General features: G+C 67.1%; 14 protein-coding genes. 6 read left to right on the plus strand and 8 right to left on the minus strand.

Annotation, left to right across the window (positions count from 1 at the left end):
- Positions 1-68 precede the first annotated feature (68 nt).
- Positions 69-2,330 carry an ATP-dependent Clp protease ATP-binding subunit ClpA gene (gene clpA, locus MARPU_RS11390; protein ID WP_005223621.1) on the minus strand — a complete coding sequence of 754 codons (2,262 nt, stop codon included), beginning with the start codon at positions 2,328-2,330 and terminating at the stop codon, positions 69-71.
- Positions 2,331-2,403: 73 nt separating this feature from the next.
- Positions 2,404-2,727 (minus strand): ATP-dependent Clp protease adapter ClpS, encoded by a 324-nt coding sequence (gene clpS, locus MARPU_RS11395; RefSeq protein ID WP_005223620.1) that lies wholly within the window; start codon positions 2,725-2,727, stop codon positions 2,404-2,406.
- 248 nt (positions 2,728-2,975) lie between these two features.
- On the opposite strand from clpS, the gene MARPU_RS11400 reads away from it, so the two are divergent.
- Complete coding sequence (locus MARPU_RS11400; RefSeq protein ID WP_005223619.1) at positions 2,976-3,182, plus strand: cold-shock protein; 207 nt, start codon at positions 2,976-2,978, stop codon at positions 3,180-3,182.
- Positions 3,183-3,278: 96 nt separating this feature from the next.
- On the opposite strand, the gene icd is transcribed toward MARPU_RS11400, so the two are convergent.
- Positions 3,279-4,532 (minus strand): NADP-dependent isocitrate dehydrogenase, encoded by a 1,254-nt coding sequence (gene icd / locus MARPU_RS11405; RefSeq protein ID WP_005223618.1) that lies wholly within the window; start codon positions 4,530-4,532, stop codon positions 3,279-3,281.
- Between the two features lie 162 nt (positions 4,533-4,694).
- On the opposite strand from icd, the gene mnmA reads away from it, so the two are divergent.
- The 4 genes from mnmA to purB all read left to right on the plus strand — a co-directional run bounded on the left by mnmA (position 4,695) and on the right by purB (position 10,968).
- A complete protein-coding gene (gene mnmA, locus MARPU_RS11410) occupies positions 4,695-5,810 on the plus strand; it encodes a tRNA 2-thiouridine(34) synthase MnmA (RefSeq protein ID WP_005223617.1) in 1,116 nt (371 codons plus the stop codon).
- Positions 5,811-5,833: 23 nt separating this feature from the next.
- Positions 5,834-6,460, plus strand: a complete 627-nt coding sequence (hflD, locus tag MARPU_RS11415; protein ID WP_005223616.1) for a high frequency lysogenization protein HflD — start codon at positions 5,834-5,836, stop codon at positions 6,458-6,460.
- Between the two features lie 156 nt (positions 6,461-6,616).
- Positions 6,617-9,280: an aconitate hydratase AcnA gene (acnA, locus tag MARPU_RS11420; RefSeq protein ID WP_005223615.1), complete on the plus strand. Its 2,664-nt coding sequence runs from the start codon at positions 6,617-6,619 to the stop codon at positions 9,278-9,280.
- A gap of 323 nt (positions 9,281-9,603) precedes the next feature.
- Positions 9,604-10,968, plus strand: a complete 1,365-nt coding sequence (gene purB, locus MARPU_RS11425; protein ID WP_025275303.1) for an adenylosuccinate lyase — start codon at positions 9,604-9,606, stop codon at positions 10,966-10,968.
- 278 nt (positions 10,969-11,246) lie between these two features.
- Here purB and MARPU_RS11430 read toward each other — a convergent pair whose 3' ends face one another.
- Positions 11,247-11,813, minus strand: a complete 567-nt coding sequence (locus MARPU_RS11430; RefSeq protein WP_005223613.1) for an OmpA family protein — start codon at positions 11,811-11,813, stop codon at positions 11,247-11,249.
- 376 nt (positions 11,814-12,189) lie between these two features.
- Here MARPU_RS11430 and MARPU_RS11435 point away from each other — a divergent pair, with 376 nt between their 5' ends.
- Complete coding sequence (locus tag MARPU_RS11435; RefSeq protein ID WP_005223612.1) at positions 12,190-12,681, plus strand: DUF7931 domain-containing protein; 492 nt, start codon at positions 12,190-12,192, stop codon at positions 12,679-12,681.
- Positions 12,682-12,689: 8 nt separating this feature from the next.
- On the opposite strand, the gene MARPU_RS11440 is transcribed toward MARPU_RS11435, so the two are convergent.
- From MARPU_RS11440 to gpmI, 4 genes are all read right to left on the minus strand, one after another.
- On the minus strand, positions 12,690-16,376 hold the full coding sequence (locus MARPU_RS11440) for a DUF1631 family protein (protein WP_005223611.1): 3,687 nt from the start codon (positions 16,374-16,376) through the stop codon (positions 12,690-12,692).
- 320 nt (positions 16,377-16,696) lie between these two features.
- Entirely contained in the window at positions 16,697-17,716 is a 1,020-nt protein-coding gene (sohB, locus tag MARPU_RS11450; RefSeq protein ID WP_005223610.1) for a protease SohB, read from the minus strand.
- A gap of 34 nt (positions 17,717-17,750) precedes the next feature.
- Positions 17,751-18,587, minus strand: coding sequence for a thymidylate synthase (locus MARPU_RS11455; protein ID WP_005223609.1), 837 nt, complete (start codon positions 18,585-18,587; stop codon positions 17,751-17,753).
- A gap of 3 nt (positions 18,588-18,590) precedes the next feature.
- Positions 18,591-20,135, minus strand: coding sequence for a 2,3-bisphosphoglycerate-independent phosphoglycerate mutase (gene gpmI / locus MARPU_RS11460; RefSeq protein ID WP_005223608.1), 1,545 nt, complete (start codon positions 20,133-20,135; stop codon positions 18,591-18,593).
- Between the last annotated feature and the right edge of the window lie 200 nt (positions 20,136-20,335).

Genomic DNA, 20,335 nt, shown 5'->3' on the forward strand with positions numbered 1-20,335 from the left:
CGCCGAGACTGACGGCGCCGCCACGGCGAGAGGCTTGCTCGCCGCCACGTCACCCCATCGACCAGCACCTATAGCTCGCACCACTCGCCGTTGATCTCGAAGGCGAGCGCGTCGTCGCGCACCCCCACCCGCACCTCACCACCATTGGCAAGCGTGCCGAACAGCAGCTCGCTGGCGAGCGGCTTCTTGATGTGGTTCTGGATCACCCGCGCCATTGGGCGTGCACCCATCTGCGGATCGTAGCCCTTGGCACCGAGCCAGGCACGGGCGTCCTGATCAACGCTGAGCGCCACCTTCTTCTCCTCGAGCTGCTGCTCGAGCTCGAAGATGAACTTGTCGACCACACTGGCGACGGTCGACTCGGCCAGCGGCGAGAACTGCACCACGGCGTCGAGACGGTTGCGGAACTCCGGCGAGAAGTAGCGCTTGAGCGCCTCTAGGCCATCGGTCGAGTGATCCTGCTCGGTGAAGCCGATCGAGCGCCGTGCCGTCTCCTCGGCGCCGGCGTTGGTGGTCATCACCAGCACCACGTTGCGGAAATCGGCCTTGCGCCCGTTGTTGTCGGTGAGGCTGCCGTGGTCCATCACCTGCAGCAGCAGGTTGAAGACATCGGGGTGGGCCTTCTCGATCTCGTCGAGCAGCAGCACCGCATGCGGATGCTTGTTGACCTCCTCGGTGAGCAGCCCGCCCTGATCGAAGCCGACATAGCCCGGCGGTGCGCCGATCAACCGCGAGACGGTGTGGCGCTCCATGTACTCGGACATATCGAAGCGGATTAGCTCCATGCCGAGGATGCGTGCGAGCTGACGGGTGACCTCGGTCTTGCCGACGCCGGTCGGGCCGGTGAACAGGAAGGAGCCGATCGGGCGTTCCAGACTGCCGAGCCCGGAGCGGTTCATACGGATCGAGGAGGTCAGCACCTCGATGGCCGGGTCCTGGCCATAGACCACCATCTTGAGATCACGATCGAGGTTCTTCAGCGCCTCGGCGTCGGAGGCCGAGACCCGCTTCGGCGGGATGCGCGCGATCTTGGCGACGATCGCCTCGACATCGGCGACATCGATACGCTTGCGCCGCTTGGCGCCACTCTTAAGCTGAACGTTGGCCCCAGCCTCGTCGATGACGTCGATCGCCTTGTCGGGCAGGTGGCGATCGTTGATGTGACGATTGGCCAGTTCGGCGGCGGCGCGCAGCGCGGTGTTGGTGTAGGTCACCTGGTGGTGCTGCTCGAAGCGCGACTTCAACCCCTTGAGGATCTCCACCGTCTCCTCGACGCTCGGCTCGGGCACATCGATCTTCTGGAAGCGACGCGCCAGCGCGCGGTCCTTCTCGAAGATGCCACGATACTCCTGATAGGTGGTCGAGCCGATGCAGCGCAGCTCACCCGAGGCGAGCACCGGCTTGATCAGGTTGGAGGCGTCCATCACCCCGCCCGAGGCCGAGCCGGCGCCGATGATGGTGTGGATCTCGTCGATGAAGAGGATCGCGTGCGGCTGACGCTTGAGCTGGGCGAGCACCGACTTGAGTCGCTTCTCGAAGTCGCCGCGATACTTGGTCCCGGCCACCAGGCCGCCGAGATCGAGGGCGTAGATCACCGCCGACTCCAGCACCTCGGGTACGTCACCATCGACGATCTTCTTCGCCAGCCCCTCGGCGATCGCGGTCTTGCCGACGCCGGCCTCGCCGACGAACAGCGGATTGTTCTTGCGCCGCCGGCAGAGGATCTGCACGGTGCGCTCGACCTCGGCGGCACGCCCGATCAGCGGATCGATCCGCCCCTGGCGCGCCAGCTCGTTGAGATTGGTGGCGAAACTCTCGAGCGGGCTGGCGTTCTCCTTGTCCTCGGCGCGCGCCTCGTCGACCTCGCCCGGCACCTCGTCTTCCTGGCTCTCGCCGGGAACCTTGGAGATGCCGTGGGAGATGAAGTTGACGACATCGAGCCGGGTGATGTCCTGCTGATTGAGCAGATAGACCGCCTGCGAATCCTGCTCGCTGAACAGCGCCACCAGCACGTTGGCCCCGGTGACCTCCTTCTTGCCCGCCGACTGGACGTGGAACACCGCACGCTGCAACACCCGCTGGAAACCGAGTGTCGGCTGGGTGTCGCGATCCTCATGCTCGGGGATCAACGGCGTGGTCTCGTCGATGAAGGCCGAGATCTCGCGACGCAACCGCTCGGCATCCGCGCCACAGGCCCTGAGCACGCGCGCGGCGGTGGGATTGTCGAGCAGCGACAGCAACATGTGCTCGACGGTCATGTATTCGTGGTGCTTCTCGCGCGCCTCCTTGAAGGCCCGGTTCAGCGAAAATTCGAGTTCTTTGCTCAGCATCGACCTGTTCCAAGCAGGGGGTTGAGAAAACCGTGGTGGTTGAGTGCAGCCATGCGCGCGCGCGGCGCCGATTTCAAGCCTCTTCCATGGTGCACATCAGCGGATGCTGGTTGGTACGAGCATAGTCATTGACCTGGGCGACCTTGGTCTCGGCGATGTCCTTGGTGTAGACGCCGCAGACCCCGACCCCGCGCGTATGCACCTGGAGCATAACTTGGGTCGCCTTCTCGCGATTCATACCGAAGAACCCCTCGAGCACCTCGACCACGAAGTCCATCGGGGTGTAGTCGTCGTTGAGCAGCAGCACCTTGAACCGCGGTGGATGGCGCAGCTTCGGCCGGGCCTCCTGAACCGTCAGTCCGGATTCACCGTCCTCGCTCGGAATATCGTCACTCATGATTGCGGATTCTAGACAAAGGATTGAGGGGCGCGTCAGGCCGATCAATACGCTGGAACATACGCACCCCGGAGGGATCGATCAACGGCGGCGTGGGGCCGCGTAACGCCCCGTTTGACCAACGAAAACAGTTCACTATACTAGCGAACTAGGGCGCCAGGGAGCCGATTCAAGGCAATGGCGCCTGACAACAAAAAATGATGATCGACCACCAAGGCAAGACCCGCAAACCCTGGAGGACTGCGCCAATGATCACCGGAGTCGTTAAATGGTTCAATAACGCAAAGGGCTATGGGTTCGTGCAACCCGATGGGCGAGACGAAGACGTCTTCGTTCACTTCTCGGCGATCGACATGGAGGGTTACAAGACACTCAGGGAGGGACAGAAGGTGCAATTCGAGTTGAACCAGGGGCCCAAGGGCCTGCACGCGGCCAAGGTGCATCGTCTCAGCTGACACCTGAACCACGGCCCGGGGCGACCGCGTCCCGAGCCGCATCACGACGCGGGGCGCGATCCGTCAGGGTCGCGCCCCGCGCACGTTTCACACGTCTTACATGCGCTCGATCACGGCCTGGCCGAAGCCCGAGCAGCTGAGCTTGGTGGCGCCTTCCATCAGTCGGTCCAGGTCATAGGTGACCTGCTTGGCCTCGATGGCGCCTTCGACACCCTTGATGATCAGGTCGGCGGCCTCGGTCCAGCCGAGGTGGCGCAGCATCATCTCGGCCGAGAGGATCAGCGAGCTGGGGTTGACCTGGTCCTTGCCGGCGTACTTCGGCGCGGTGCCGTGGGTCGCCTCGAACATCGCCACCGAGTCCGAGAGGTTGGCGCCCGGCGCCATGCCGATGCCGCCGACCTGCGCGGCCAGCGCATCGGAGATGTAGTCGCCGTTGAGGTTGAGGGTGGCGATCACCGAGTACTCCTTCGGGCGCAGCAGGATCTGCTGCAGGAAGGCGTCGGCAATGACGTCCTTGATCACGATCTCGCGACCGGTCTTGGGGTTCTTGAAGCTGCACCAGGGACCACCGTCGAGTTCGGTGGCGCCGAACTCGGCCTTGGCCAGGGCATAGCCCCAGTCCTTGAAGGCGCCCTCGGTGAACTTCATGATGTTGCCCTTGTGCACCAGGGTCACCGACGGACGATCGTTGTCGATCGCGTACTGGATGGCCTGACGCACCAGACGCTCGGTGCCCTCCTTCGAGACCGGCTTGATGCCGATGCCGGAGGTCTCGGGGAAGCGGATCTTGGTCACCCCCATCTGCTCACGCAGGAAGCCGACCAGACGCTCGGCCTCGGCGCTGCCCTGCTGCCACTCGATGCCGGCGTAGATGTCCTCCGAGTTCTCGCGGAAGATCACCATATCAGTGTCCTCCGGGGCCTTCAGCGGACTCGGGGTCCCATTGAAGTAACGCACCGGGCGCAGGCAGACATAGAGATCAAGCTGCTGGCGCAGCGCGACGTTGAGCGAGCGGATACCACCACCGACCGGCGTGGTGAGCGGACCCTTGATCGAGACCACGAATTCCTTGACTGCCTGCAGGGTCTCCTCCGGCAGCCACACGTCCTCGCCATAGGTGCGGGTCGACTTCTCGCCGGCGTAGATCTCCATCCATTCGATCTTGCGCGCGCCGCCATAGGCCTTCTCGACCGCAGCGTCCACCACCGAGCGCATCACCGGGGTGACGTCGACACCGATACCGTCACCCTCGATGAAGGGGATGATCGGGCGGTCGGGGACGTTGAGCGACAGGTCATCGTTGACCTGGATCTTCTCACCGTTGGGGACCGAAATCTTGTCGTAGGCCATGAGCAGTTTTCTCTATCGGGTGATCAAAAAGGAATATGCTACCATCCTCGTTTACTCGTTGCGCAGACCCGATGCCACATCGGCAGTGCGTTCCGTCGTCGCCCAGGCCGACGGGATGTGTCCGACGCATGCTCCATCCGCCCTCTTGTCCCTGATAGCGCCATGACCGTCCGCGCCGCCCGATCTCGCCCAGAACGCATCATCATCGGCCTCTCCGGCGGAGTCGACTCGGCCGTCGCCGCCCATCGCCTGCTCGAGCAGGGTCATCAGGTCGAGGCCCTGTTCATGAAGAACTGGGAAGAGGACGACGACCCGCACGGCGGCTACTGCGCCGCCGCCGAGGACCTGGCCGATGCCCGCGCCGTCGCCGAACGACTCGGCATCCGCCTGCACACCGTCAACTTCGCCACCGAATACTGGGACCGGGTGTTCGAGCACTTCCTCGCCGAGTACCGCGCGCTGCGCACCCCCAACCCCGACATCCTGTGTAACCGCGAGATCAAGTTCGCCGCCTTTCTCGAACACGCGCTGAACCTCGGCGCCGAAGCCATCGCCACCGGTCACTACGCCCGGGTCGAGCACGGCGCGAGCGGCCATCGGCTGTGTCTGTGCGCCGACGCCAACAAGGACCAGACCTACTTCCTCCACCTGCTCGATCAGCACCAGCTCGCCCATGCGCGCTTCCCGCTGCACGACCTCGGCAAGCCCGAGGTGCGCGCCATCGCCCGCCGGCTCGGTCTGGCCAACGCCGCGAAGAAGGACAGCACCGGGATCTGCTTCATCGGTGAGCGGCGCTTCGGCGAATTCCTCGCGCGCTATGTCGATCGCACCCCGGGGCCGATCGAGGATCCCGAGGGACGGGTGCTCGGCGAGCACCACGGGCTGGCCTACTACACCATCGGCCAACGCCAGGGGCTCGGCATCGGCGGCATCGCCGGCGGCGGCGAGGCCCCCTGGTTCGTCGCCACCAAGGACCCGGAGCACAACCGTCTGATCGTCGTCCAGGGCAAGCACCACCCGCTGTTGATGGCCGGCTCGCTGCATGCCCAGCCGCCACACTGGATCGCCGGGGAAGCGCCCGCCACCCCCTTCGACTGCCTGGCGCGGCTGCGTCACCGCCAGCCGCTGCAGCGTTGCACCGTCGAGACCCTCGGACCCGAGGGCTGCCAGGTGCGCTTCGCCGAAGCGCAACGCGCGGTGACCCCGGGCCAGTCGATCGTCTTCTATCAGGGCGAGACCTGTCTCGGCGGCGCCGTGATCGAGCACGCCACGCCCTGAGTCGCATCGGAGAATCCAGCCCCATGCCTTACGACACCCTCGATCGGCTCATCGCCTTCGCCGGACTCCATCAGGCCGCCGCCTGCGTCAGTCGCATCGCCCACCGCGGCAACGCCGATGTGGAGGCGATGGAGCCGTGCATCTACAGCCTGTTCCAGGTCGACGCCGAGAACACCGCCGCGGTCTTCGGCGCGCCCGGCGCACTCGCCCCGGGCGCGCGCCAGGTGATCGCCCAGCTCACCGGACAGCCCGAGCGCAACCTTGAGCTGACCCGCTACGTGGTGACCCTGATCCGGCTCGAGCGCGCGCTCGCGCGCGAGCCCGGACGACTCGCCCGACTCGGCGAGGGCATCGAGGCGGCGCGCGACAAGCTCGAGCACTTCCCGCTGCTGCATCCGGCGATCCTCGGCCACTTCGCCGATCTCTACAGCGAGACCATCAGCACCCTGACCCCGCGGGTGATGGTGCAGGGCAGCGAACTGCACCTCGGCAACCCCGACAACCAGAGCCGGGTGCGCGCGCTGCTGCTCGCCGGCATCCGCGCCGCCATGCTGTGGCGCCAGGTCGGTGGCTCGCGCTGGCACCTGCTGCTGCGCAATCGCCAACTCCTCGATGACGCGCACGCCTATCTCGAGCGCCACGAGGACTGACCCCCCTCTCCCGACGGGGTCGGAACACGCCCCGTCACACCCGCCCGGAGGGATCGGCCGCGCCCCGTCAGCGCACGGTGTATGGCGCGCCGCCCTCCTGGACGCTAGAATTTCGCGTTTGCGCGAAATGACGATAGCCACATCCGGAGCCATTGCATGACCAACAGCTTCAACGCAAAGTCCACCCTGAGTGTTGCCGGCAAGGACTACGAGATCTACCGTCTCGACACCGTCCCCGGCAGCGAGCGCCTGCCCTACTCGATCAAGATCCTGCTCGAGAACCTGCTGCGCAATGAGGATGGGGTCACCGTCAACCGCGAGGACATCGAGTTCTTCTCCAACTGGGACGCCAAGGCCGAGCCCTCCAAGGAGATCCAGTACCGCCCGGCGCGCGTGCTGATGCAGGACTTCACCGGTGTGCCCGCGGTGGTCGACCTGGCGGCGATGCGCGACGCCATGGCCAAGCTCGGCGGCGACCCGAGCAAGATCACCCCGCAGCAGCCCGCCGAGCTGGTCATCGACCACTCGGTGCAGGTCGATCACTTCGGCTCCGACGAGGCCTTCGCGCTCAACGCCGAACTCGAGTTCCAGCGCAACCGCGAACGCTATCAGTTCCTCAAGTGGGGCCAGAACGCGCTCGACGGCTTCAAGGTGGTGCCACCGGACACCGGTATCGTCCACCAGGTCAACGTCGAGTATCTCTCGCGCCTGATCTTCTCCAAGGACGCCGGCAACGCCACCCAGGCCTACTTCGACACCTGTGTCGGCACCGATTCGCACACCACCATGGTCAACGGCATCGGCGTGCTCGGCTGGGGCGTCGGCGGCATCGAGGCCGAGGCCTCGATGCTCGGCCAGCCGATCTCGATGCTGGTGCCCAAGGTCGTCGGCTTCAAGCTCACCGGCAAGCTGCGCGAGGGCGTCACCGCCACCGATCTGGTGCTGACCATCGTCGAACGGCTGCGCCAGCACGGCGTGGTCGGTAAGTTCGTCGAGTTCTACGGCCCGGCGATCAGCTCGCTGCCGATGGGCGAGCGCAACACCATCGCCAACATGGGCCCCGAGTACGGCGCCACCTGCGGTCTCTTCCCGATCGACCAGATCACCCTCGACTACCTGCGCCTGACCGGCCGCAGCGAGGCGCAGATCGCGCTGGTCGAGGCCTACTGCAAGGCGCAGGGCGTGTGGCACACCGCCGAGGCCGCCGAGGCCGACTACTCCGAGACCCTCGAGCTGGATCTCGGCGACGTCGTGCCCTCGCTCGCCGGTCCCAAGCGTCCGCAGGACCGCGTCGCACTCGACACCATCACCGAGCACTTCCCCAAGGCCCTCGCGGCCCTCAAGGAGGAGCGCGGCATCCCCACCAAGGGTCCGGCCAAGGTCGAACTCGACGGCAAGCAGTTCGAACTCTCCGACGGCTCCATCGTGGTCGCCGCCATCACCTCCTGCACCAACACCTCGAATCCGAGCGTGCTGATCGCCGCCGGCCTGGTCGCCAAGAAGGCCGCCGCGCTCGGTCTCGAGCGCGCACCCTGGGTCAAGACCGCCTTCGGTCCCGGCTCGATGGCGGTCACCCGCTATCTCGACCGCGCCGGCCTCACCGAACCGCTCAAGGCGCTCGGCTTCCACAACGTCGGCTACGGCTGCACCGTCTGCATCGGCAACACCGGCCCGCTGCCGGCGCCGATCTCCAAGGCGATCGCCGACAACGACCTGTGCGCCGTCTCGATCCTTTCGGGCAACCGTAACTTCGAGGGCCGGGTGCACGCCGAGGTGCGCATGAACTACCTCGCCAGCCCGCCGCTGGTGGTCGCCTACGCCATCGCCGGACGCATCGACATCGACCCGTTCAACGATCCGCTGACCACTGACGCCAAGGGCAACCCGGTCTATCTCAAGGACATCTGGCCGAGCGAGGCCGAGGTCAGCGGCGCGATCGGCGAGTTCGTCACCGCCGAGGAGTTCACCGCCGCCTACGCCGACGTGTTCTCCGGCGATGCCCGCTGGCAGGGGCTCGCGGCGCCGCAGACCGACACCTACGACTGGCCCGAGTCGACCTACATCAAGAACCCGCCCTACTTCGCGGGGATGTCGCTCGACGTCGCCCCGGTCGGCGACATCACCGGCGCGCGCTGTCTGGCGCTGCTCGGCAACTCCATCACCACCGACCACATCTCCCCGGCCGGCGCCATCAAGCCCGACTCCCCGGCAGGCAAATACCTGATCGAGAAGGGCGTCGATCCCAAGGACTTCAACAGCCTGGGCTCGCGGCGCGGCAACCACGAGGTGATGATGCGCGGCACCTTCGCCAACATCCGTCTGCGCAACCTGATGGCCCCCGGCACCGAAGGCGGCGTCACCCTGCACCAGCCGAGCGGCGAGCAGATGTCGATCTTCGACGCAGCGATGCGCTATCAGGACGAAGGCATCCCGGCGATCGTGGTCGCAGGCAAGGAGTACGGCTCGGGTTCCTCGCGCGACTGGGCGGCCAAGGGTCCCCGTCTGCTCGGGGTGCGCGCGGTGATCGCCGAGAGCTACGAGCGCATCCACCGCTCCAACCTCGTCGGCATGGGCATCCTGCCGCTGGAGTTCATCAACGGCGACAGCGCCGAGTCGCTCGGTCTCACCGGCACCGAGACCTTCGACATCCAGGGCCTGAACAACGGCGAGGCCAAGCAGGTTGAGGTCACCGCGACCGCAGCCGACGGCAGCGTCAAGCGCTTCACTGCCAAGGTGCGGATCGACACCCCCAACGAGGTCGATTACTATCGCAACGGCGGCATCCTGCACTACGTGCTGCGCAAGCTGGCCGCAGACTGAGGCCGACCCCAGGGGCGCCGCGCGCGGCGCCCCGGCACGATCGCCCGAGTCCCCCGTCCGGGGCTCGGGCGATCTGCGTTGTGTGCAGGCGAAATTCGCTGCGCGCCCTGAGCACTGCGCTGACGGGCGCGCCATAATGGATACAGCACCGCGCCACGACGAGGCGCCGCCACCGCCGCGCACGGGCCACGACCCGGCGGGCGCGCATTACGGATGAGGACGTCGCCACTGACGACGCCACCCAATCCCCACCCGACAACCCGTCCGTCGCTGCGCAGAGGCAGCCGGACACCGAACATCACCACCCGGAGTCACTCATGCCGATGGAGCTATCCTCACTCACCGCCATCTCCCCCGTCGACGGCCGCTATGGCGGCAAGACCACCGCGCTGCGGGAGATCTTCAGCGAGTATGGGTTGATCCGCCATCGCGTGCAGGTCGAGGTACGCTGGCTGCAAGCGCTGGCCGCACAGCCGCAGATCGCCGAGGTCCCCGCCTTCTCGGACGCGGCCAACCAGCATCTCGATGCCATCGTCGCCGACTTCGGCCTCGCCGAGGCCGAACGCATCAAGACCATCGAGCGCACCACCAACCACGACGTCAAGGCCGTCGAATACTTCCTCAAGGAGCGCACCGCCGAGCTGCCCGAGCTCGCCGCCGTGGGTGAGTTCATCCACTTCGCCTGCACCTCCGAGGACATCAACAACCTCTCCCACGGGCTGATGCTCGCGCGCGGGCGCGCGCAGCTGCTCGACGAGATGGACCAGATCATCGGCGCGATCCAGGGGCTCGCCCAGCGCTATGCCGAGCAGCCGATGCTCTCGCGCACCCACGGTCAGCCGGCCTCGCCCACCACCCTGGGCAAGGAGATGGCCAATGTCGCACGGCGCCTGCAGGGCCAGCGCGCACGCTGCGCCGAGGTCGCCCTGCTCGGCAAGATCAACGGCGCCGTCGGTAACTACAACGCCCATCGCGTCGCCTATCCCGAAATCGACTGGCCGGGCTTCGCCCGCGACTTCGTCGAGTCGCTGGGCCTGACCTGGAACCCCTACACCATCCAGATCGAGCCGCACGACTACATGGCCGAGCTGTTCGACGCGGTGGTGCGCTTTGATAACGTGCTGATCGACTTCTGCCGCGACGTCTGGGGCTACATCTCGGTCGGCTACTTCAAGCAGCGCACCGTCGCCGGCGAGGTCGGCTCCTCGACCATGCCGCACAAGGTCAACCCGATCGACTTCGAGAACGCCGAGGGCAATCTCGGCATCGCCAACGCCATCCTCGAGCATCTCGCCGGCAAGCTGCCGATCTCGCGCTGGCAGCGTGATCTCACCGACTCGACCGTGCTGCGCAACCTCGGTGTCGGCTTCGCCCACGTCACCATCGCGCTGCAATCGGCGCTCAAGGGCATCGGCAAGCTCGAGGCCAACCCCGAGCGCATGGCCGCCGACCTCGACGACAACTGGGAAGTGCTCGCCGAACCGATCCAGACGGTGATGCGCCGCTATGGTGTCGACAAGCCCTACGAGAAGCTCAAGGCGCTGACCCGCGGCCAGCGCATCGGCCCCGAGGCGTTGGCTGAATTCGTCGATGGACTGGAGATCCCCGAGACAGCCAAGGCCGAACTCAAGGCGCTGACACCGGCGAGCTACCTCGGCGATGCCATCCAGCTCACACGCGAGAGCTGAGAACGGCCCGCGCCGGGCAAGGGCGGCGCGGAGTGTCGACAAAAAAATTGGCCGGTCACGCGGGGAGCGCGACCGGCCTTCCATCAAGCCCCTGTCGGGGGGGAGTGGGGCTTAACTGGACCCTTGCGCCACCCGGCAAGGCCGGGCGAGCGACTGAAAACTGTGGAGTTCGGGATGCGCGGCGGGTTACCACACACGCCGATCGGCCGTGAGGCCGTATCGGCGTGCCGGCTTGGGGCGGCGGGCGCCGATCCCTGGCGCGCGGTGAGGGCGCTGGATCAGCCCTCGACCTTGGAGCGAATGGTCACACGACGCTGCTTGACCGAGAAGACGTCGAACTCGGGCAGCATGTCACGCTTGCCACGGCTCTCGACGGAGACGATGTCGCTCGCCGGGATGCCCTTGGAGACCATGTAGTCACGCACCGCGTTGGCACGGTTCAGCCCCAGGGTGTCGTTGTAGCTGTCCGAACCCCTGGCGTCGGTGTGACCGACCAGGGTGAGCTGCTCACGCGACTGGGTCGCGTTGACATCGGAGATGTAGTCGTCGAGACGCGCCAGCTCGGCGTCGTTGACCACGTTATCGATGTTGTACTTGTCGAACTCGAAGTTCAGGCGCACCACGAACTCTTCCGGCACCGGCTTGACGCAGGGCTCGAGATCGTTCGGACCCTGAGTGCTCCGCCAGCACTCGCCATAACCGGTGACCCAAGCGGTCCCGGTCGGCTTGGCCGACCAGAAATGGTCCATCATGTCGGCGGCATTGGCCGCCAGCGGGGCGCCCAAGACCAAGGCCAGGGAGGCCGCTGCGGCCGCGACGCGGGAGGACTGTTTGAATTTGCGCATCTTCACGGTTTCCTGTTTCAGGTGGGTGAGTGGTCCGATCGGCGACAGATTAACAAGCTGTAGCACATGTCAGCAAAAAGCAACAACGTGATGCGTTGATCTCACCAGATGCTGAATGTCTGGCCCCCGACGCGGGTTTTCAATCCGATCTAGACCCCGTGAACCCCAGGGACCACACTCGGGACACAGACATTCTAGCTTACGGAAGCCGCAAAAGTGCAACTTTTTTCGCCGACCGCAACATATTTACAACGAAAGTCATCATAAAACAACAGCTAGCTATCGACAGCACCGGTGCCACACCACCGCGACCGGCTCGGAACCGGAAATGTCCGGAAACCAACACCCTGTCGCCCCTCTCCATGGAACCGCTTTCATGATCAGCGCCCACATCAGGCCGCAGCCGCTCGAAACACGCACCTCGATCCGTGACGCCGGTATCGCGCTGGCGACCCAGGCACGCCGCGAGCTGCTGATCTTCGGGCCTCATCTCGAACCCGATCTCTACGACCAGCCGCCCTTGCTCGAGGCGATACGACGACTCGCGCTCGAACGTCCTGATCTCCCGGTGCGTATCCTGCTCAACGAGACCCGCAACGCACTCCAGCAAGGGCCTCGTCTGGTCGAGCTGGCGCGTCGCCTCACCTCACGGATCGCGATCCGGCGCAGCGGGGAAGACGATCGAACACGCATCGACGCCTTCCTCGTCGTCGATACCCAGGGATATGTCCAGCGGCAGCGCGCCGATGGCCAGCGCGCCCGTACAGCCGCAGCCGACGCGCCCGAGGCACGACGACTCCGCGAGACCTTCATGCAGATGTGGGCACGCAGCGACAACGACAGCGAGATCGAGCGCCTGTACCTATAGACGAGGGCTCAGGCCGTTGCGCCTACCGCCGCAGGCTGATCGAGTTCATCGACGAAACAGGGGCGCGCGATCCCATAACCCTGGACGTAGTCGACCCCGAGTTCGCGCAGCAGCGCCAGGATCTCCTGGTTCTCGACGTACTCGGCGATGGTCTCCTTACCCATGAAGTGCGCGATCTCGTTGAACGACTTGACGATCGCCCGGTCGTGCGAGTTGCTGAGGATGTCCTTGACGAAGGAACCGTCGATCTTGACGAAGTCGACCGGCAACTGTTTGAGATAGCCGTAGGAGGACATCCCTGAGCCGAAGTCGTCGAGCGAAATCGGGCACCCCATCGACTGCAGCGACTCGAGCAGCCGCACCGCTTGGTCGAGGTGGACGATAGCGGCGGTCTCGGTGACCTCGAAGCCAACCATCCCGGGCGCCACCTGCCAGCGCGCGAAGGCCGCACGGATGAAGGCGTCGAGTCCGGGATCGCTCAGCGATTGACCAGAGAGGTTGATCGCCACGCCGCCGTAGGCACGCGCCAGCTCGGGGTTGTCGTGCAGCCAGCGCAGCGTCTCCTCGATCACCTGACGGTCGACCTCGTGCATCAGGTTCATCGCCTCGGCCGCAGCGATGAAGGCCGCCAGCGGTAGCGGGGCATCGTCGGCGTCATAGACGCTGAGCAACACCTCGCCATGGTGAAAGGCGCCGTGTTCGTGCCCTTCCCCCACCGCCGCGATCGGCTGCAACCGCAACCGCTTGCGCCCCGACTTGATCGCCTCCTCGGCCTGGGCCCAGCCACGCATGCGCTCGAGCTGCGCGGCGACCTGGGCATCGTCCTCGGCATAGCACACCACCCGACCACCGCCGCTGTGCTGGGCTGCGAGACAGGCGACATTGGCCGCGGAGAGCACGCCCTCCGGGCTTTCCGCAGCGGCATCGATCAGCGCCACCCCGAGACTGACCGAGACCTGCAAGACCCGCCCCAACCAGGTGAGCGAGACCGCCTCGAGCGCCTCGCGTATCCGCTCGGCACTCGCCTGCGCCACCCCGGCGTCAGCGGCCGGCGCGATCAACGCGAAGCGGTTCCAGCCGAGATAGGCCAGACAGGGGGCGTCGGGCAACAGCGCCCGTAGCCGCTCGGCCATCAGCGCCAGCAGCCGCTCGCCAGCGGCATAACCGTGGGCCGCAGTCAGCAGGTCGAAGCGATCGAGTTCGAGAAAGCCGAGCAGATGCGGACAGGGCGCGGCGCCACAGCTCAGCAGTCCGGTGAGCACTCCGACCAGACAACGCTGACCGGGTAGCCCGGTCAGCGAGTCCTCCACGGTCTGCGCGCGCACCTGCTCGCCGAGTTCGGCCAGGGTCGCCTCGGCGGCACGCTGCATCAGCGGTTGCCGAGGTGGCACCTCGACCCGCGCCCGTGACTCGGCCAGGGCTGCGGCCAGACGCTCGGGGATGAAGGTACGGACACGCCGCCCCATCGGGTCGCTCAGCGCCAGACGACGCCCGTCCTCGCTACGCCAGATCAGCCGATAGGCGCGCTCCCCACCCTGTTCAGCCAGCCATACCACGGACCCCAGGGTCAGCTGCTCGATCCGTTCACGGGCCGCCTGCCAGTCGGCCTCGGACACCCCGTCGGGCGGCTGCTGAAGCGCCGGTTCGGCGTCTTCCGGCGGATCGATCGCGAACACCACCCAGTCCTCGCGATCGAGCGCCCCGCGCGCGGCCCGACGCAACACCTGCTCGATCCGCTCGACCAGTGACTCGGCCCCGAACGGATCGTGACCGATATAGATCAGCCCCTCGTACAGGGTCGCCACCAGCGTCTGGATATCCTCGACCTCAGCCTCGCCACGGCTGGCACGGTGCAGTGTCCACAGCGGCATCCAGTAATGACGCCAGCGCGCACCGTCGATCCCGGCGTAATTGCAGACCGACTCGAGCAACATGCGCCAACCGGCATCAAGCAAGGTCGGCAACAGCGGATGCACCTGCTCACCGGCGAAGCTGGCCAACAGGCGCTGACGCACCCGCTCATGAGCGCGCCGCTCGCACTCGCGCGCCTCGTTGGCACCGACCCAACGCGAGACATTGGCGCGATAACGCGACCCGACACGCTCACGCAGTGACTGCAGACCGGAAGAGATGGCGCGCAGGGTGTCGAGATCACCGGCGTCGGTGATCACCAAACGATGGACGAAGTCCTCGAGTTCGCAGCTCAAGGCGCGGTCATCGGCCTCGCCGTTGAGCAGGAAGGAGGAGAGCTGCTCGAGCTGATCCATCAGCCCGACCAGCGGATGGGCATCACGCGCGTCCGGGCCACCGGGGTCGCTGACCGCCATCGCCAGGAAGTGGAGCGACAGCCGCCGGATCAACGCCTTGATCCCCTGCGGCGCATGGGGATCGTCGAGGATCTGCGAGAGCATCTGGTCGGTGACCTCAACCCGCTCGCGTACCCTCGGGGCACGCAGAGAAGGCCGGTCGTCGCGCCCTGCCGCGCGCTCGGCCAGCAACCGCGCCATACCGTCGAGATCGGAGTCGGCCTGGTGATCCACGCCGCCCGCCTGCAGTCGGGTCAGCAACTCACCGAGACCGAGTCCCTCGGATCTGGCCGGCGCGCGTGCGTCGACCGAGTCCGTCCGCTCTTCCGGCGTCGGCAACGGCGACGCGACAGACGGTGGCGCGGCCTGTCGCGCCTGATCCGGTGCTCGCCATGACGTCGGCGCACCCGCCGGCAGTCCGTGCTCACGCCACAGCCGCAGCAGCTCGCGATAGAAGGCACCGAGATTGCCCACCAGCGGCATGGCGGCAAGCTGCAGGGCACGTCCGAGCAGCTCGTCCTCCAGTCCGCCGCGATGCAACGCCCGGGCCAGCGTCTCGGCCAGCGCCTCCGGCTCCAGCGCGATCTGGGCATCGCCGAAGACTCCGACGAGATGCCCGCGCAATGGCCGCAACACCTCGGCAAGCTCTTGCTCGAGCCGATTGGCCAGTCCGGAGCGTGCTAGCCACAGTTCGAACTCATGTGGCTCGACCAGCGACAGCGAGGCCCGCGCCGCCGCCTCGTCAGTGGCGCGCGACACCCGCTGCGTCGGGCCGGAGACCAGACCATCGAGCACTGCGGCGGTCAGATCGCGCGCCAGGACCCCGGCTTGGAAAGTGCGACCGAGCTGACCGAGTTCGCCGACGAAGCGGGCGCGCTGGGCATCGTTCGCAGCACGTTCCGAGTATTCCCACAGCGCATCGATCAGCGTCTCGAGCAAGGCATCGAACAGCGGAGGCAGCCGCTCGCGACTGATCTGCTCGAGCAGTCGTTGCGCCCGCGCCGCACTCGTTGCCTCGACACCCCGTCGCGGCGCCGCGCGCGCAGCGGCGAGAAAGCGCTCCAGGTAGGCCTGACCGTCGGCAGCGAAATGGACGAAGCGCGCACCCAGCCCGTGCTCGGCGCGGTGTACCAGCAACACCACCGCCTGCAGGGTTCGACGCCGTTCATCGAGCGGCACCCTGAAGCGGACCTGGCAACGTTCGCCGGCGCCGACACGCAACTCGGCTTCCTGCTCGCCCATGTCGAGCAGCAGACCTCCGCTGCAGAGGTTACGGACCCGACAGGCGAGCCGGGGCTGGTGGGGAGCGCGGATCTCGGCGGGAAGATCGACCGGGGTGCGCCGCTGACGCCGACGCTCCGACACCTTTGCGTCCTCACCTGCCGACATCGGCCACTCCGCTGCGAGGTACGCCGAGGCACCCGGGGACAAGCCTCCCCGCAGCGCCCGGAACGCCCCCGCCGATACTGATTTCAATCATGCAACACCACACAAGCAAAGACGCGAGACGCCCCCGACCGCGGCGGTCGCTGACCGCAACCTCCCTGACTCGGCGCTCCTCGTGACTCTCCTCGCGCATCATCCAGACCATTCCCTGCGGCGTCGGCGCGGCAAGCTCCATCGGTGCCCGACCCGGTTGGCGCTAGTTTGCGCTTTTGTGACGATCGGTGCCAGCATCCGACCACCCGGCACAACCGCGCCTCCGAGAATCAGCCGCCAGGACGACGCCAGTGCGCCAGTCCCTGTTCGAGCATCGCGCGCCCACCCTCGAGCAGCCGCTCGAGCGGCGCCTTGCGCTCGCGCCAGCGCAACCCCAGCAGGCTGTGGCTGTCGCGCGCGGCGAGCAGATAGTCGTCGCTGGTCTGGATGGCGTCGACCAGCCCCAGCTCGACGGCGCGCGCGCCGTGCCAGTATTCTCCGGTGGCGACCCGATCGAGGTCGAGCGCGGGGCGGTAGTCGGCGACAAAACGCTTGAACAGCGCATGGGTCTCCTCGAGCTGCTCGCACAGCTTGCGCCGTCCCTCCTCGGTGTTCTCGCCGAACAGGGTCAGGGTGCGCTTGTGCGCGCCGGCGGTGTGTAGCTCGAAGTCGACCCCGTGGCGCTCGAGCAGACGGTGGAAGTTGGGGATTTCGGCGAGTACCCCGATCGAGCCGATCACCGCGAAGGGCGCGGCGATGATGCGATCGGCGACGCAGGCCATCAGGTAACCGCCACTGGCCGCGACCTTGTCGACTGCGACCGTCAGGCGGATGCCGCGCGCGCGCAGCCGCGCCAGCTGCGAGGCGGCCAGGCCGTGCTCGCTGACCATGCCACCGGCGTTGTCGAGGCGCACCAGCACCTCGTCCTCCGGGCGCGCCTCGAGCAGCAGAGCGCTGACCTGGGCGCGCAGCGCGGCGGCCGCACTGGCGCGGATGTCGCCCTTGAAGTCGATCACGAACAGCCGTGGCCGGGTCGCGATCTCCCGCGCACGCGACTTGTCGCGCTTGCGCTCGGCCTTGCGGTGCGTGCGCAGCGCCTTGCCCGCGAGGGTCGCCTCGCGCAGCTGCGCGGCCTGCTCGCGCAACCGCGCCCCGAGGTCGACGACCTCGAGCCGCGCCGGAGCCGGCGCGCCACCGGCACCGCGGGCGCGCGCCAGGATCAGCAGCAGCGCGGCGAACGCCAGCAGCAGGGTCAGGGTCTTGGCAAGGAACAGTCCGTAGTCGAACAACAGCTCCATCAGTGGCGGCATCGCAGGGGATCCTCGGGCAACGGGCGACAGCGCATCAGACCGCGATCGGCGCGCGGATCACCGGGTGCGGGTCATAGCCCTCGATGACCACGTCCTCGTAGCGGTAGTCGAACAGGCTCGGCGCCCGCTGCAGCCGCAACCGCGGCAACGCCCGGGGCGCGCGCGCGAGCTGGGCATGGACGATGTCGTCGGTGAGGTGATTGCGGTAGAGATGCAGGTCGCCGAAGGTGTGGATGAACTCGCCGGGCTCGAGATCGCACTGCTGGGCGATCATCGCCGTGAGCAGGGCGTAGCTGGCGATGTTGAAGGGCACGCCGAGGAAGAGATCGGCGCTGCGTTGGTAGAGCTGGCAGGACAGCCGTCCGCCGGCCACCTGGAACTGGAACAGACAGTGACAGGGGGCGAGCGCCATGCGCCCGGCGGCGACGTTGTCCTGCGGCCCGAGACCCTCGTCGGGAAGGTCGGCCGGGTTCCAGGCGCTGACCACCAACCGGCGCGAGTGCGGACGCTCGCGGATCGCCGCGAGCAGCTCGGCGAGCTGGTCGATGCGCCGCCCGTCGGGCGCCGGCCAGCTGCGCCACTGGGCGCCGTAGACCGGCCCCAGGTCGCCGTCCGGCGCGGCCCACTCGTCCCAGATACTGACCCCGCGGCGCTGCAGGTCGGCGGCGTTGGTCGAGCCCGAGAGGAACCACAGCAGCTCGTGGACCACGCTCTTGAGGTGGACGCGCTTGGTGGTGAGCAGCGGGAAGCCCGCGGCGAGGTCGAAGCGCACCTGACGCCCGAACACCGAGCGGGTACCGACCCCGGTACGGTCGTCGCGATCGTGACCGTTGTCGATCACGTCGCGCAGCAGGTCGAGATAGACGCGCATCGCTCAGCCCACCGGACCGAGCAGCAGCGAGCGCCCGTCCATGCGCGGGTCGGGATCGAGTCCCATCAGCGCCAGCACCGTCGGCGCAAGATCCTTGAGTGCGCCACTGAGCGACAACCGCCAGGGCTGCTCGTCGATCACCAGGCAGGGCACCGGATAGGTGGTGTGCTGGGTGTGCGGCGCGCCGGTGACCGGATCGACCATCTCGTCGCAGTTGCCATGATCGGCGGTGAGGATCACCGAGTAGCCGGCGGCGACGGCGGCGTCGAGCACCCGCCCGACCTCGCGGTCCAGGGTCTCGACGGCGCGGATCACCGACTCGCGCACCGCGGTATGGCCGACCATGTCGCCGTTGGCGAAGTTGGCGACGACGAAGGGGAAGGCGCGCCGCCCGAGTACCTCGACCAGGGTGTCGGCGACCTCGGGGGCGCTCATCTCCGGCTGCAGGTCGTAGGTGGCGACCTTGGGCGAGGGGATCAGCACCCGCTCTTCGCCCGGCAGCGGCTCGTTCTCGCCGCCGTTGAAGAAGAAGGTGACGTGGGCGTACTTCTCGGTCTCGGCGCAGTGGAACTGCGCCAGCCCGGCCTCGGCGAGCACCCCGCCGAGGGTGGTGCGCGGCGCGTCGCTGGCAAAGGCCGCAGGCAGGCCGTACTTGGGGTCGTATTCCATCATCCCGGTGACCCGCACGCCGGTCACCCCGCGGCGGTCGAATGCGGCGAACGCGGGATCGGCAAAGGCGGCGACCAGCTGGCGCGGGCGGTCCTTGCGGAAGTTGAAGTGGATCACCTGGTCGCCGTCGCGGATCGGCTCGGCGCCCTCGAGCACCGTCGGCACGATGAACTCGTCGTCCTCGCCGGCCTCATAGGCCGCGGCGATCGCCGCGCGCGCGTCGGCCGCGCGCCGCCCCTCGCCATCGACCATGGCGCGCCAGGCCTGCTCGGTGCGCTCCCAGCGGTTGTCGCGATCCATCGCATAGAAGCGACCGCTGACCGTGGCGACCTGACCGCCGGCCTCACGCAGCGCCGGCTCGAAGGCGTCGAGATAGCCGAGCACCGAGCGCGGCGGGGTATCGCGCCCGTCGGCGAACAGATGCACCTGGGCGCGCGCGCCCTGACGCCGGCACAGCTCGATCAGCGCCGCGAGGTGGCTGACGTGACTGTGCACGCCGCCGTCGGAGACCAGCCCCATCAGCTGCACCGGCCGGTCGGCCGCGGCCGCGGCGCGCGCCGCGGCGATCAGCGTGGCGTTGTCGTAGAAGCTGCCGTCGGCGATGGCGTCGTCGATCAGCACCAGGTCCTGACGCACCACACAGCCCGAGCCGATCGACATGTGACCGACCTCGGAGTTGCCCATCTGCCCGTCGGGCAGCCCCACCGCCTGCCCCGAGGCCATCAGCGTGGTGTGCGGATGGCTGGAGAAGTAACGATCGAGGTTGGGGGTGTCGGCGATCGCGACCGCGTTGTTGGCCTTGGCTGGGTTGACGCCGAAGCCGTCCAGGATGATCAGGATCACCGGACGACGGGGCAGTTGCTGCATGGGGTCGCTCATCGCTCTCTCCTCGGAACACGGTCGGGTTCGTGGGGACGCGGCACCGGGATGGGTCCACACGACTGGAAAACCGTCTAGTTTAACCGCTGACGGTCGTCGATCGCCCGTCGCGCCCCGATTCCGGACCTCCATGCCCCCTTTTGCACAGAGATGGACGCATCGATGACGATCATCAAGAAACCTTAAGGTGACAGGTTTAT

The organism is Marichromatium purpuratum 984 (genome assembly GCF_000224005.2).
GTDB lineage: Bacteria > Pseudomonadota > Gammaproteobacteria > Chromatiales > Chromatiaceae > Marichromatium > Marichromatium purpuratum.